At 68.2% G+C, this 13,880-nt stretch carries 9 protein-coding genes and 1 tRNA gene; 4 read left to right on the plus strand and 6 right to left on the minus strand.

Annotation, left to right across the window (positions count from 1 at the left end):
- Positions 1–16: 16 nt before the first annotated feature.
- Entirely contained in the window at positions 17–1,087 is a 1,071-nt protein-coding gene (locus CACI_RS10985) for a DUF475 domain-containing protein (protein WP_012786420.1), read from the plus strand.
- Between the two features lie 71 nt (positions 1,088–1,158).
- Here the strand turns inward: CACI_RS10985 and CACI_RS45390 are convergent, their stop codons facing one another.
- Positions 1,159–1,632: a nuclear transport factor 2 family protein gene (locus tag CACI_RS45390; RefSeq protein ID WP_012786421.1), complete on the minus strand. Its 474-nt coding sequence runs from the start codon at positions 1,630–1,632 to the stop codon at positions 1,159–1,161.
- A 203-nt stretch (positions 1,633–1,835) separates the two neighbouring features.
- Here CACI_RS45390 and CACI_RS10995 point away from each other — a divergent pair, with 203 nt between their 5' ends.
- A complete protein-coding gene (locus CACI_RS10995; RefSeq protein ID WP_190276743.1) occupies positions 1,836–2,273 on the plus strand; it encodes an ATP-binding protein in 438 nt (145 codons plus the stop codon).
- 126 nt (positions 2,274–2,399) lie between these two features.
- On the opposite strand, the gene CACI_RS11000 is transcribed toward CACI_RS10995, so the two are convergent.
- The 3 genes from CACI_RS11000 to hrpA all read right to left on the minus strand — a co-directional run bounded on the left by CACI_RS11000 (position 2,400) and on the right by hrpA (position 10,183).
- Positions 2,400–5,132, minus strand: coding sequence for an FHA domain-containing protein (locus CACI_RS11000; RefSeq protein ID WP_012786423.1), 2,733 nt, complete (start codon positions 5,130–5,132; stop codon positions 2,400–2,402).
- 186 nt (positions 5,133–5,318) lie between these two features.
- Positions 5,319–6,164, minus strand: a complete 846-nt coding sequence (locus CACI_RS11005; protein WP_012786424.1) for an SAM-dependent methyltransferase — start codon at positions 6,162–6,164, stop codon at positions 5,319–5,321.
- Between the two features lie 86 nt (positions 6,165–6,250).
- A complete protein-coding gene (gene hrpA, locus CACI_RS11010; RefSeq protein ID WP_012786425.1) occupies positions 6,251–10,183 on the minus strand; it encodes an ATP-dependent RNA helicase HrpA in 3,933 nt (1,310 codons plus the stop codon).
- An 83-nt stretch (positions 10,184–10,266) separates the two neighbouring features.
- On the opposite strand from hrpA, the gene CACI_RS11015 reads away from it, so the two are divergent.
- Positions 10,267–10,872: a hypothetical protein gene (locus tag CACI_RS11015; protein ID WP_012786426.1), complete on the plus strand. Its 606-nt coding sequence runs from the start codon at positions 10,267–10,269 to the stop codon at positions 10,870–10,872.
- A gap of 68 nt (positions 10,873–10,940) precedes the next feature.
- On the opposite strand, the gene CACI_RS11020 is transcribed toward CACI_RS11015, so the two are convergent.
- Entirely contained in the window at positions 10,941–12,578 is a 1,638-nt protein-coding gene (locus tag CACI_RS11020) for an ABC-F family ATP-binding cassette domain-containing protein (protein ID WP_012786427.1), read from the minus strand.
- 91 nt (positions 12,579–12,669) lie between these two features.
- On the opposite strand from CACI_RS11020, the gene CACI_RS11025 reads away from it, so the two are divergent.
- Complete coding sequence (locus CACI_RS11025) at positions 12,670–13,308, plus strand: alpha-ketoglutarate-dependent dioxygenase AlkB (RefSeq protein ID WP_012786428.1); 639 nt, start codon at positions 12,670–12,672, stop codon at positions 13,306–13,308.
- Between the two features lie 88 nt (positions 13,309–13,396).
- On the opposite strand, the gene CACI_RS11030 is transcribed toward CACI_RS11025, so the two are convergent.
- A tRNA-Val gene (locus tag CACI_RS11030) sits at positions 13,397–13,468 on the minus strand.
- Between the last annotated feature and the right edge of the window lie 412 nt (positions 13,469–13,880).

The following is a 13,880-nucleotide window of genomic DNA, read 5'->3' on the forward strand; positions in this document are numbered from 1 at the left end:
AGAAAGGGCCGTTGACATGCGCGGACGGGACTTCGGTGTCGCCTACGGTGCCACCCTCCTGGGATTAGTGCTCGCTCTGTGGCTCGGCGGCATCCGATCGGCGACCGTCGTGGCGATGCTGGCGGTGCTGGAGGTGGCTCTGTCCTTTGACAACGCGGTCGTGAACGCGACGGTGTTGCGCCGGTTCGACCTGCGCTGGCAACGCATCTTCCTCACAGTCGGCGTGTTGATCGCGGTCTTCGGGATGCGTTTGGTCATCCCGATGGCGGTGCTGGTCGCGGTCACCCGGCAGAGCCCGTTTCATGTACTGAGCAGCTCCGTCCACGATCCGAACGGCTACGCCCACGAGATCCTCGGGGTGCAACCGCTGATCGCGGCGTTCGGCGGGGTCTTCCTGCTGATGATCGCCATGGACTTCTTCCTCAGCGGGCACGACCTGATCTGGCTGCCGTTCTTCGAGCGGCGGCTGGCCGCGTTCGGCGAGCGCTTCAAGCCGCTGGCGCTGGAAGCCTTCCAGGTGGTCGGCGTCGTGCTCTTCCTGTTCGTCGCGGCGGGGACCTTCGCGACCGACCATCCGGTGGGCGTCCCGATCGCGGGCGTCATCGGGCTGGCCACGTACTTCACCATCAAGCGGCTCTCGGATGCCGCGGCGGACCGCAGCGAGTCGCTGGCCGACGAGGCGGACGAGACGCCACCGCAAGGCCGCCAAGCTTTGATGCTCTTCATATACCTGGAAGTCCTTGACGCCACCTTCTCCTTCGACAGCGTCATGGGTGGCTTCTCCGTCACCGTCGACATCGCGCTGTTCACCATCGGCCTGGGCATCGGCGCCGCGTATGTCCGCAGCCTGACGGTGTTCCTGGTCCGCAAGAAGACGCTCGACCGGTACGTCTACCTCGAACACGGCGCGTACTACTCGATCGGCGTGCTCGCGGTATTGCTGCTGGTGGAGATCGGCCCGGACGTGCCGGACTGGCTCGCCTCGGTCGCGGGCACCTCGATGATCGTGGCGGCCTTCATCCATTCGGCGGTGAAGGCAAAGGGGGAAGACCCGGCGGGCGCGGAGCACCCAGCGCTGAAATCCTGACAGACCGGCCGCGCGGCGCGGCGGAGGAGACCGTCACCGACGGCCGTTCGCCTGCCGCGTCCCCGGCTCAGTCAGGAAGCGCGGTGCCCTCCGCCCGCCTTGCCCGCCGTGTGCACAGCGACGGCGACCCGCCACGTCTGGAGCATGACGAGCTCTGATATGCGCCATCCCTTGTCGGTGCGCCGGAAGTTGACGGAGTAGTAGCCCCCGCCGGGGTTCCAGATGTCGCCCTTCTGCCCGGGCACCCGCACCGACATCGGGTTGAAGAAGTGCGCCTCGGCACAGGCGCTGTCCCCGTGGATCTCGAAGCGCCGGTTGACGATCAGGTGGGCCCGGACCGGGACCTGCGTGAGCGACTTCTCCAGCCACTGCTGCGCGTCGTCCACCGACCCCCGGGGACCGCCGCTGGACTGGTAGTCGAAGACTGCGTCCGGCGTCGACAGACGTGTGAGTTCGGTCACTTGGTCGGTGTCGATCGCGACCGCGTACGCCGTGAGCAGGTCGTCGAGAGCGAACCGGTCGGTCACAGCGCGCTCGGTGTTCAAGGGTGCCTCCAAATGAACGTGCATTCGCAGGAGTGAATCAGCCGTGCAGGGGGCATGACTGCCATCGCACGGGCAGCATGGCAACTGTACCGACGGCGGGGGAGCCGTTCCGAAACGGGACGAAGCGCGCCACTACGTGTGAGGTGATGGAAGTGCTCGGGGTCGGGCGGGAGCCGAGATGCGGCTACCGGATCACCTTCGCTGTGCCCACGAAATCCGAGGGCGCGGCGGCGGCGCGCCGCGTGGCGCGCGAGGTCTTCGTCGACTGGGGCCTGGACCTCGACGAGACGATGGTCGACTCGGCGATCGTGATCATCAGCGAACTGGTCACCAACACCGCCAAGCACGCGGCGCTGTTGTGCCGCCAGGCGGAGGTGACACTGGCGCTGGAGTACGACTGCCTGAGCGTGGCCGTCCACGACCGCCACCCGCATCGGCCCAAGGCGTTGCTGAGTCCGCACCCCGACGACAGCGGCGGCTGGGGACTGCAACTGGTGCGCGACCTGACCGCGGAGGTCGGCGGACGCACCGAGGTGCCGGCCGATGAGGACGGCGGCGGCAAGACGGTACGAGTCGAGTTGCCGCTGCGGGCGAACAACAGGTACTGGGAGTACGAAGAGAGCGCAGTCGGGGCGGCTTAAGCCGGTTCCCCCTATATAGACCGCATTGGTCTGCATCGCATAAGCCTCCACACCGCTCAGCGAAAACGCATGGTGCGCACCCGAACATCCGGGACGCGCACCATTATTGCGTCTTCTGCCTTGCGTTTACTTTTGTTTCGGCTGTCCCACCGGTCGGATCGCCAGCCACGCCCCGGCGATGCACACCACAGTGAGCACACTGAGTGCGGCCATGTCGCCGTACCAGGTACCGGACTTGTGTGCCTGCGTCGAGTCACACTTCGCACCGGGCAGCGGTCCGGTCGGCAACGTGTCGTTGCAGCCGGTCCCGAGCAGGATGTCGGCGTTCGCCGTGGAGGCGGCGGCCGAGTAGCCCCACTTCGCCGAAGCCAGGTAGCTGGCCTGCTCCAGACCCGGGGTCTTGTTGACCGGGAACGCCGAGCCGGTGAACAGGAACTCCGCGAACAGGATGACCGGCAGGATGGTCAGCGCCTTGTCGCCGTTCGACACGAAGGCGGAGATCAGCAGGCCCAGAGCCATCGCGGCCAGACCGGCCAGCGCCACGTCGAAGAACAACTCGAACTGCCCGGAAGACATCACCGAGCCGTCGTCGGGTCCGCCCTGGCGCACGATGCCGAGGAACACCAGGACTGCGGCCTGCGCGACCGTCAGCATGCCCAGCAGGATCACCTTCGACAGCACATATGCCGACGGCGACAGCCCGATCGCTCTCTCTCGAGTGAGGATCGGTCTCTCCTTGACGATCTCGCGGATCGAGTTGGAGGCACCGAGATACGTCGCGCCCAGCACCAGCGCCAGCAGCACCGAGCCGGCCTTGTGGGCGGCGACCGGGTCCTTGGAGGACAGGTCGTTGGAGCCCAGCACCGCGAGCATCAGCAGACCCAGGATCGGCGCCTGCAGGAACAGCATCATGCTGTTTCGCTTGTCAGCCCATACGACCGAGCTGAACCGCTTGAACAACGTGGACAGCTGGTGACCCCAGTGCGGGTTCGCCGCCGGGGTCGCGGCCTGCTGCGCGTTGGCCGCGCCGTTGACCTTGTTCAGCTGTGCGCCCAACGGAGCCTGCACGTACTGCTGGTCTGCCGGAGAACCGGCGAACGCGTGCTGGGCGAAACCGGGTGCGGCGCGGTCCAGGTCCTGGAAGACCTCCGCATAGGTGTTCCTGCTGAAGAACTGCAGGGTCTCCGGCGGCGGGCCGAAGAAGGCGGTCTGCCCGCCGGGCGCCAGGAACAGGATGCGGTCGCAGCGGTCCAGGCTCTGGATGCTGTGCGTCACGGTGATGACCGTGCGCCCGCCGTCGGCGAGCTTGCGCAGCAGGTCCATCACCGACTTCTCATAGCCCGGGTCCAGCCCGGAGGTCGGTTCGTCCAGGATCAACAGGCTGGGGCGCGTCAGGAGTTCGATCGCGACAGAGGTGCGCTTGCGCTGACCGCCGGAGAGCTTCTCCACAGCCAGGTCCCCGCGCTCGGTCAGACCGAGTTCGGCCATCACCTCGTCGACGCGGGCATTGCGCTCGGCGGCCGGGACGTCCGGCGGGAAGCGGAGCTGCGCGGCATAGCGCAGGGCGTCGCGGACCTTCAGCTGCGGATGGAGGATGTCATCCTGCGGAACGTATCCGACGCGGTTGCGGAGCTCTGCGTAGTTCGCATAGAGGTCGCGTCCGTTATAGAAGACCGCACCGCGGTCGGCGGGACGGTTACCCGTCAGCGCCTTCATCAGCGTGGACTTGCCGGCGCCTGTAGGGCCGAGTACTGCCAGGAAGTCGCCGCCCTCCAGGGCGAAGCTCACGTTGTCCAGCAGGACCTTCGGTCCGGCCAGCACGCCGAGGTTCGCCGCGGAGAAGGTGATCCCGCCGGTGTCGACGAACTCCTGGAGTACACCGTTGTGGAAACGCAGTAGATGCCGGGCGATCGCGATGATCGCGCCCTCGCGGACCTCCGCGCGGTTGACGCGCATACCGTTCAGGTACGTGCCGTTGTGGCTGCCCTTATCGACGATCTCGAAGCGCCCGCCCTTGAACTGCAACTCCGCGTGGAAGCGCGAGGCTTGCAGGTCGTGCAGGACGATGTCGTTCGTGGCGTCGCGGCCTATTCGCAGCGTGTTCGAGGTCTGGTAGACGCCGGTGTACTCACCCAGGCGCGGCTGCTGCGGCTGCTGTGCGGGGCTCTGCTGGGGAATATACGGAGCGGCTTGTGGTGCGGCGCCTGGCTGCTGCGCCCACGGCTGCTGCTGTAGCTGAGGGTTGATGATGGTCGCGCCGCCTGCGTGAGCGCCCGCGAAGGGAGCGCCCATGGGAGCGCCGACAGGACCACCGGGCCCCTGAGGGGCGTGCTGCTGCCCGGGGTATCCCTGCGGCGCTTGCGGTGCGTGCTGTCCAGGCATGTGCGGTGGTTGCTGTCCTTGCGGACCCGGATATGGCTGCTGCCCCGGGTGGAATCCGCCTTGCGGCGAAGGCGCCTGCGCCGGCCCAGGTCCCGGCGGTCCGGGCCGCGCCCCGCCCTGCTGCTGTCCGGGTGGCGGCAGGTTGGGTCGCCGTGCGCCGGGGATCAGGCGCACCTCCTGGCCGTCCACCGGATGCCCGAGCCGCACGACCACCGGTCCCGGCAGCACCATCGGCTGCGTGAGGCGCGTGTTCTGCACGAACGTGCCCTGACTGGAAGCGTCCTCCAGAATCCACGCGCCGCCCTGGACGGTCAGCGTGGCGTGGATCCGGGACGCCCGGGGTTCGGCGACGATCACGTCGGCCTGATTGGGGTCGCGGCCGATGACGACCCGGCGGGTTCCGTCGAAGACCCGCTCGTTCCCGTCGGGAAGGATCTGCAGGGTCAGCGGTGCGGCCTGTTCCGGTTGCTGGGACACCCAGCCATCATTTCGGCTCGGCACCCCGCGCTGCAACGCGGATGGAGAACCGTGAAGGGGCTGTGACACGCGCGACGTCGCAGGTCCCTGCGCTGCGCGTGGTGTGTCCGGGGGTACCAGGGCGGGGCGTTCCGGGGCACTCAGGACATCAAGACAACGTTAAGCTGTGAACTCTCTTAGGGGTTATCACCGCTTACGGCCGACGCCTCCGTACATCCAGTACTGGTCGATATCCGCCGGCAGCTCCTCGGTCGGCCGCCACGCGGGCACCCGCACCAGGCCCGGGTCGACCAGGTCGAAGCCTTGGAAGAAAGCGGTGATCTGCGCGTGGTCGCGCGCCGCGCCCTCGGCGGCCTTGTTGTAGACCTGAAGCTTTTCCTGGTCGGTCGGCAGCAGGTCGGAGCCCGCGTGGGAGATGACCAGATGGCTGCCGGGCGCCAGGTTCTCGGTCAGCGTGGCGATCACGCCCGCCGGGTCGGCCGAGTCCGGGAAGAAGTGCAGAACCGCGACCATGAGCAGCGCGACCGGCTGATCGAAGTCGATGAGCGCCGCGACGTCCGGGTGGGTCAGGATCGCCTTCGGGTCCCGAAGGTCGCCTTCGAAGACCCGGGTCCGTGCCTCGTCCGCCAACAGAGCCCGGCCGTGCACGGTCACCAGCGGGTCGTTGTCGACGTAGACCACCGAGGCGTCGGAGTGCACCGACTGCGCGACCTCGTGGGTGGGGCCGGCGGCCGGCAATCCTGCGCCGATGTCCAGGAACTGCTTCACTCCCTGCTCGGCGGCGTACCGCACCGCGCGCCCGAGGAACGCCCGGTTCGCCCGCGCCAGCATGGAGACGATCGGCACCGCCTCGGCGATCTTGTCGGCGACCTCGCGGTCCGCCGGGAAGTTCTGCTTGCCGCCGATCCAGTAGTCGTAGATCCGCGCCGAGTGCGGCTTCGAGGTGTCTATTCGGCTCGCGGCGTCGACCGCGCCCTCACGGGGAGGGGTGGTGACGGGGTCGGACCAAGGAGTCCCGGCGGCAGAGCTCATGGCGCGAGATCCTACCGTCGCAGCACGAGTCCTGATACGCCATTTGGTGGATGCCGTTGAGCCCTCGGCGGGTGTTCGTCAGTTTGTCAGCCCTCGATGGCATCGATCGCGCGGTAGATCCGCTTGGCAGACACGGTCTCGGGGGTTCCGAGCTGTTGGGCGAACAGGCTGACTCGTAGCTCCTCGATCATCCAGCGGACGCGCCGCACATCCGCGTCGCCGCGCCGACCCGCCGGCAGCCGGTCCAGCAGCAGTTGGTACTCGTCGCGGACGTCGTGGATCTGGAACATCAGAAGCTGGTCCTGGTTCGGGTTGTCCGGCAGCTTGTCCAGACGGCGGTCCACGGCCCGCAGATAGCGGACCAGGTGCGGCAGCTGGTCGAAGCCGGTCTCGGCGACGAAACCCTTGTGGATCAGCCCGCTGAGCTGCTCGCGGACGTCGGCGAGCGAGGTCAGCAGGGAGCGGCTGGTAGTCGCCTTGAGCTTGCGCTCCACCTCGTGCCAGACCGACAGGACGCGCTCGACGGTCTGCACCACCTGCATCGAGGTGTCCGCCAGGTCGGCGCGGACTGCGTCGAACAGCTTCTGGTAGCTCGCCTCGTCCCACGCTGGGCCGCCGTTCAGGGCGATCAGGCGGTCGGCGGCGCAGGCGACGCAGTCCTCGAGCAAGGCCAGGGCGTTGCCGTAGGGATTGTGGCTTAGCGCGAGCTTGGCCGGGTTGCTCAGGCGGCCGTTGATGTGCTTGATCGGCGAGTTGACGTTCAGCAGCAGCATCCGGCGCGTGCCTGCGGCCATGGCTCGGCGCTGGTCCTCGGCGGTGTCGTAGAGCCGCACCGCCACGCTGTCGCCGGCGTCGGCCAGCGCCGGGTACGCCTTCATCGTCAGCCCGCGCCGCTTCTGCTCGAAGGTCTTCTCCAGCGTGCCGACGCTCCAGGTCTTCAGCCCTTCGCGGGCCAGGCCGTCGGCGGCGTCGTTGATGACGTCGCGGGTCTTGACCTTCAGCTGGAGCTTCAGCGCCTCCAGGTCCTTGCCTTCGGCGAGCTTGCGGCCCTTGTCGTCGACGATCCGGAAAGTCATCTTCAGGTGGTCCGGGACCCGCTGTAGGTCGAAGTCCGCGGGCTCGACCCGGTGCCCGGAGACCGCGCGCAACTCGCGGGCGATCGCCTCCAGCAGCTGTCCCTCGTTCGGGATCAGACTGCGACGCAGCGCCTGGGCGAAGTTCGGCGCCGGCACGAAGTTCACCCGCAGCTGCTTGGGCATCGACTTGATCAGCGCGGTGAGCAGTTCCTCGCGCAGGCCCGGGATCAGCCAGTCGAAGCCGTCGGGTGCGACCTGGTTCAGGACTGCCAGCGGGATATGAACGGTGACGCCGTCAGCGTCCGCACCCGGTTCGAACTGGTAGGTCAGCCGGAACTTCATCCGGCCCTGCCGCCAGGAGTCCGGGTAGTCCTGCTCCACCACGGCACCCGCGCCGTCGTTGATGAGCATCGACTTCTCGAAGCTCAGCAGGTCCGGCTGCTCCCGGCTGGTCTTCTTCCACCAGGAGTCGAAGTGCCGGGCGGAGACCACGTCGGCCGGTACTCGGTCGTCGTAGAAGTCATACAACGTCTCGTCGTCGACCAGGATGTCGCGGCGGCGCGCGCGGTTTTCCAGCTCCTCGACTTCGGCGAGCAGTTTGCGGTTCTCAGAGAAGAACTTGTGGTGCGTCTGCCAGTCGCCCTCGACCAGTGCGTGGCGGATGAACAAGTCGCGCGCGACCTCGGGGTCGATGCTGCCGTAGTTCACCTTGCGGGAGGCGACGATCGGGATCCCGTAGAGCGTCACCTTCTCGAACGCCATGACGGCGCCCGCGGACTTCTCCCAGTGGGGTTCGCTATATGTGCGCTTCACTAGGTGCTGCGCTAGAGGCTCTGCCCATTCCGGCTTGATGGTGGCGACCACGCGCCCCCACAAGCGGCTCGTCTCCACGAGTTCGGCGGCCATGACCCACTGCGGTGACTTCTTGAAGAGAACCGAACCGGGGGAGATGGCGAACTTCGCACTCCGTGCGCCGATGTACTCGAAGGACTCCGTGTCCTTAAGGCCGATATGCGACAGCAGTCCGCTAAGCAGACTGATATGGATCTGGTCGGGTGCGGCCTCACTGCCGTTCGGAGTGAGCTCCAGTTGCTTGGCGATCTGCTTGAGCTGGCTGTGAACGTCCTGCCACTCGCGGATGCGCAGGTAATGCAGGAACTCCGCCTTACAGAGCTTGCGGAACTGGTTGGAGGAGAGCTCCTTCTGCTGCTCCTTGATGTAGTCCCACAGTTTCAGCCACGCCAGGAAGTCCGAGCCCTGCTCCTTGAAGCGCGAGTGCTTCTCGGCGGCCGCCTGCTGCTTGTCCGCGGGGCGCTCGCGCGGGTCCTGGATGGACAGCGCGGCGGCGATGATGAGGATCTCCTTCAGCGCGCCGTTGCGGTCCGCCTCCAGGACCATGCGGCCGAGCTTGGGGTCCACCGGGAGCTGCGCGAGCTTGCGGCCGACCGGCGTCAGGCGCTTGCGGGGGTCCTGCTCCTCGGGGTCGAGCGCGCCGAGCTCGTGGAGCAGGTTCACGCCGTCGCGGATGTTGCGGGCGTCCGGCGGGTCGAGGAACGGGAACGCGGCGACGTCGCCGAGGCCCAGCGCGCTCATCTGCAGGATGACGGACGCCAGGGAGGTGCGCAGGACTTCCGGCTCGGTGAACTCCGGGCGGGACAGGAAGTCATCCTCGGCGTACAACCGGATGCAGATTCCGTCGCTGGTGCGGCCGCAGCGGCCCTTGCGCTGGTTCGCCGAGGCCTGCGACACCGGCTCGATCGGCAGGCGCTGCACCTTGGTGCGGTTGCTGTAGCGGGAGATGCGCGCGGTACCAGGGTCGATCACATAGCGGATGCCTGGGACGGTGAGACTGGTCTCGGCGACGTTGGTCGCCAGGACGACGCGGCGGCCGACGTGGGGTTCGAAGACCTTGTGTTGCTCGGCAGTGCTGAGGCGCGCGTAGAGGGGGACGATCTCTGTGGTGCGCAGGTTGCGTTTCTTAAGGGCATCCGCCGTATCGCGGATCTCGCGCTCTCCAGATAGGAACACGAGTATGTCGCCGTGACCTTCTCGGCTGAGTTCGTCCACTGCGTCGCTGATCGCTTGGACCTGGTCACGGTCGGCGGCGTCGCCGTCTGCCTCGGGATCGTCTAGGAGCAGCGGCCTATAGCGGACCTCGACCGGATAGGTGCGGCCGGAAACCTCAACGATCGGGGCGTCGTTGCCGTCCCGGTCGGCGAAGTGGCGGGCGAAGCGCTCCGGGTCGATGGTCGCCGAGGTGATGATGAGCTTCAGATCGGGGCGGCGCGGCAGCAGGTTCTTGAGGTAGCCGAGCAGGAAGTCGATGTTCAGCGACCGCTCGTGGGCCTCGTCGATGATGATCGTGTCGTAGCGGCTCAGCGTCCGGTCCTGCTGGATCTCGGCCAGCAGGATGCCGTCGGTCATCAGCTTGACCAGCGTGTTGTCGCTGGAGTGGTCGGTGAAGCGGACCTTGTAGCCGACGGACTCGCCCAGCGACTGCCCCAGCTCCTCGGCGATGCGCTCGGCGACGGTGCGGGCGGCCAGCCGGCGAGGCTGGGTGTGCCCGATCAGTCCGGCGACGCCGCGGCCCAGCTCCAGGCAGATCTTCGGGATCTGGGTGGTCTTGCCCGACCCGGTCTCGCCGGCGATCACCACGACCTGGTGGTCCCGGATCGCCGCGGCGATATCGTCCTTGCGGGCGCTGACCGGCAGGTTCTCCGGATATGTGATCTTCGGGATGCTCGCCCTGCGGGCTTGGGCGCGCCCCGAGGCGGCCTGGATCTCGGCCTCGATCTCCGCGGCCACCGCTTGCAGTGCCTGGGGGTTGCGGATGCGGCGGGCGCCGTCGATGCGGCGCGACAGGCGGCGGCGGTCATGCGGTGTCAACTCCGTGAGGCGAGCGGTGAGCTCGGCGAGCGGAGCCGTCTTGAGCTGAGAGTCCATGGCACGTCAAGGATAGGCTGGCGGCAGGCTTTACTTCTTCTGGTTATCGCCGGGGCCACGCCGCCGGCGGATGGGAGCACACGATGGGTTCCGACCAGACAACCAGGGCCTCCCTGCACGGCATCGCCGAGCTGCTGCTCGCCGGGCCGCAGTACCGCGAACACGGCACCATCCGGCTCCGGGTCCTGCCCGGCGCCATCGCCACGATCGCGGCACCTGACCTGCGCGTCGACCACCTGAAGGTCCAGACTCACACCACCGGAGTGGAGGTGCGCGGCGCCACCTACGCCGAGATCGGCGCACAGTTGGGCGTCATCGCCGGCGCCCCGGAAGGGCTGTACGGCGAAGGCTCCGGCGCGAAGCCGTCGGACCGTCCCGTCCTGGACCCCCAAGCCGCCGAGGCGCTGCTGGAGGCGCTGGACCGCGGGGACCAGGGCCTGCGCCGCTTCGCTCCGGACCAGACGCCGGTGCTGTGGCCGGAGCACTTCGACGTCGGCATCACGATCGACGAGGTGAACTACGGCGTATCGCTCGGCGACGCGTTCCTCGACGAGCCGTACATGTACGTCGGACCGTTCAAGCCGCGGACCGGGCCGTTCTGGAACGCGCCCTTCGGGGCGGCGCGGCCGTTGGCGGCGACGGTCGAGGAGATAGCGGAGTTCTTCGCAGAGGGGCGGAAGACGGTTTAAGCCTTCCTACGCCTAGCGCTTAGCTCCTAGCGGTCTAGCCCCTAGGGTGCCTCTACCACCTAGCGCTCTCAGATCTCGGTGACCTTGCCGCCGTCCACGCTCAGCCGCCGCGTCGTCTGCACCGCCTCCAGCATGCGCCGATCGTGCGTCACCAGCAGCAGGGTCCCGGGGTAGTTCGCCAACGCCGCCTCCAGCTGCTCGATCGCGGCCAGGTCCAGGTGGTTCGTCGGCTCGTCCAGGACCAGCAGGTTCACGCCCCTGGCCTGGAGCAGCGCCAGCGCGGCGCGCGTGCGCTCGCCCGGTGACAACGTCGCCGCCGGGCGGAGTACGTGCTCAGCCTTGAGTCCGAACTTCGCCAGCAGCGTGCGGACCTCGGCCGGCTCGATCTCCGGGACCTGCGCCTCGAACGCGCGCAGCAGCGCCTGCTCGCCGAGGAACAGCCCGCGCGCCTGGTCGACCTCGCCGACCACCACGCCGGAGCCCAGCGCTGCCGTGCCCTCATCCAGCGGCAGGCGGCCGAGCAGGGCGGCCAGCAGCGTCGTCTTGCCCGAGCCGTTGGCGCCGGTGATCGCCACCTTCTCGGCCCAGTCGATCTGCACGCTCACCGGACCCAGGGTGAAGTCGCCGCGGCGGACCACGGCCTCCCGCAGCGTCGCCACCACGGAGCCGGAGCGGGGCGCGGCGGCGATCGTCATCCGCAGCTCCCACTCCTTGCGGGGCTCGTCCACGACCTCCAGACGCTCGATGCGCCGCTCGGTTTGGCGGGCCTTCGCAGCCTGCTTCTCCGTGCCCTCGGCTCGCGCCTTGGCCAGGACCTTGTCGTTGTCCGGGCGCTTCTTCAGCGCGTTCTTGACGCCCTTCTCCAGCCAGTTGCGCTGCATCCGGGCGCGCGCCTCCAGGCCCGCCTTGGTGTCGGCGTACTCCTCGTACTCGTCGCGCGCGTGCTGCCGCTCGACCTCCCGCTCCCGCAGGAAGTCGTCGTAGCCGCCGCCGACCTGCCGGATCACCTGCTGCGCGAGGTCCAGCTCGACGACGCGGTTGACGGTGCGGGCCAGGAACTCGCGGTCGTGGCTGATCAGGACCACCGGCGCGCGCAGCTCGGAGACGAAGCGCTCCAAGCGTTCCAGGCCGTCCAGGTCCAGGTCGTTGGTCGGCTCGTCGAGCAGGAAGGCGTCGTAGCGGCTCAGCAGCAGCGAGGCCAGCCCGGCGCGCGCCGCCTGTCCGCCGGACAGCGAGGTCATCGCCTGGTCCAGGTCCACGGCCAGCCCGAGGTCGGCGGCTACCGCCTCGGCGCGCTCGTCGAGGTCCGCGCCGCCCAGATTCAGCCAGCGCTCCAGGCTCTCGGAGTACGCGTCGTCGGCGCCCGGCGTGCCCTCGACGAGCCCGGCGGTCGCGGCGTCCAGGGCTTCCTGCGCGGCGGTGACGCCGGTGCGGCGGGCCAGGAACTGCCGGACCGTCTCCTCCAGGCGCCGCTCGGGCTCCTGCGGCAGGTGGCCGATCGCCGCGCTCGGCGGACTGATCTGGACACCGCCGTTCTCCGGCTGGTCCAGGCCGGCGAGCAGGCGCAGCAGCGTGGACTTGCCGGCGCCGTTCACCCCGACCAGCCCGACCACGTCACCGGGGGAGACCACGAGGTCCAGACCCGAGAACAGGACGCGGTCGCCGTGCCCGGCGGTCAGTTCCTTGGCGACGAGCGTGGCGCTCATGCGGCGTGACTCCTGTGATGCTCTTGACGTTGACGTGTTGTGCGTCTCGACGATAGCGGCCCGGTCAGCGGCTTCGCTTAGAATTGCACACATGTTCGAAGAAGCCTGGTTCCAAAGCTCCCTCCTCGACGTCGACACACCCGAGACCGTCGGCGCCCTCGGCACGACCGTGGAGCGCGTGAGACTGACCGACGGTGCCTGGGTGGATCTGCGCCGCGGCTGGATCTCCGGCGCCGACGAACTGTTCGCCCGCCTCATGGAGACCGTCCCCTGGCGTGCCGAACGCCGGAAGATGTACGAACGCATCGTCGACGTCCCCCGCCTGCTCTGCTTCTACGCCGACGGCGAACCCCTGCCCGACCCCCTACTGACCGAGGCGCGCGCAACCCTCGACCACCACTACGCCCCCGAACTCGGCGAGCCCTTCACCACCGCCGGCCTGTGCCTCTACCGCGACGGCAAGGACAGCGTCGCCTGGCACGGCGACACCATCGGCCGCGGCTCATCCCAGGACACGATGGTCGCGATCCTCTCGCTCGGCACACCCCGCACCCTGGCCCTGCGCCCCCGCAACGGCGCCGCACCACCCCTGCGCTACGAGGTCGGCCACGGTGACCTACTGGTGATGGGCGGCAGCTGCCAGCGGACATGGGAACACGCCGTGCCGAAGTCGGCCAGGCCGCTGGGCCCGCGGATCAGTGTTCAGTTCCGCCCGCGCGGGGTGCGGTGAACAGTGATTTCAGCGCCTCCGGTGCTCGACCGGGCTGGGGCACCAAAAAGGCACCACCTTTGTGAAGGTGATGCCTACTTGATCTGAGTGGGCGATACTGGGATCGAACCAGTGACCCCTGCCGTGTGAAGGCAGTGCTCTCCCGCTGAGCTAATCGCCCGTGCCTCGTCGCCGCGTGCCCTCGGGGCCCGTTCCGACGTCCGTAACCTTACCGCATCCCGACAGTGCCGTGCGCACCCCTTTGCGGTGGCGTGCGAGCTGGTGGGTGTAAGGGCCGGGTAAGGATCGGCGCCGCGCCGGAACGCGTGGAATTCGTCACACTGTGTCACTGGTGGTATACGGTGGGTTCTGTCCCGATTCGGGGGATTGCGCCGCGCGTCGTCGGGGCGCCTGTCGTGCACGTCAAGGTCTTGTCCTCGACCTGATGGCCTACACACATCGCCGTATACCGGGCACACGGGTTTACCGACCACCGGACCGTGGCATTCCTCCTTCGCGCCCCTCGACGCGAACCACTAGGAACGCAGGGACGTGAACCGCTGAGTTCGGGACCGCCCGCCTCGGCGCACTCC

The organism is Catenulispora acidiphila DSM 44928 (genome assembly GCF_000024025.1).
GTDB classification, from domain to species: domain Bacteria; phylum Actinomycetota; class Actinomycetes; order Streptomycetales; family Catenulisporaceae; genus Catenulispora; species Catenulispora acidiphila.

Coding starts and splice junctions, on each gene's coding strand:
- CACI_RS10985 (WP_012786420.1), top strand. CDS start 17: ATGCGCGGACGGGACTTCGGTGTCGCCTACGGTGCCACCCTCCTGGGA.
- CACI_RS11005 (WP_012786424.1), bottom strand. CDS start 6,164: ATGAGCTCTGCCGCCGGGACTCCTTGGTCCGACCCCGTCACCACCCCT.
- hrpA (WP_012786425.1), bottom strand. CDS start 10,183: ATGGACTCTCAGCTCAAGACGGCTCCGCTCGCCGAGCTCACCGCTCGC.
- CACI_RS11015 (WP_012786426.1), top strand. CDS start 10,267: ATGGGTTCCGACCAGACAACCAGGGCCTCCCTGCACGGCATCGCCGAG.
- CACI_RS11020 (WP_012786427.1), bottom strand. CDS start 12,578: ATGAGCGCCACGCTCGTCGCCAAGGAACTGACCGCCGGGCACGGCGAC.
- CACI_RS11025 (WP_012786428.1), top strand. CDS start 12,670: ATGTTCGAAGAAGCCTGGTTCCAAAGCTCCCTCCTCGACGTCGACACA.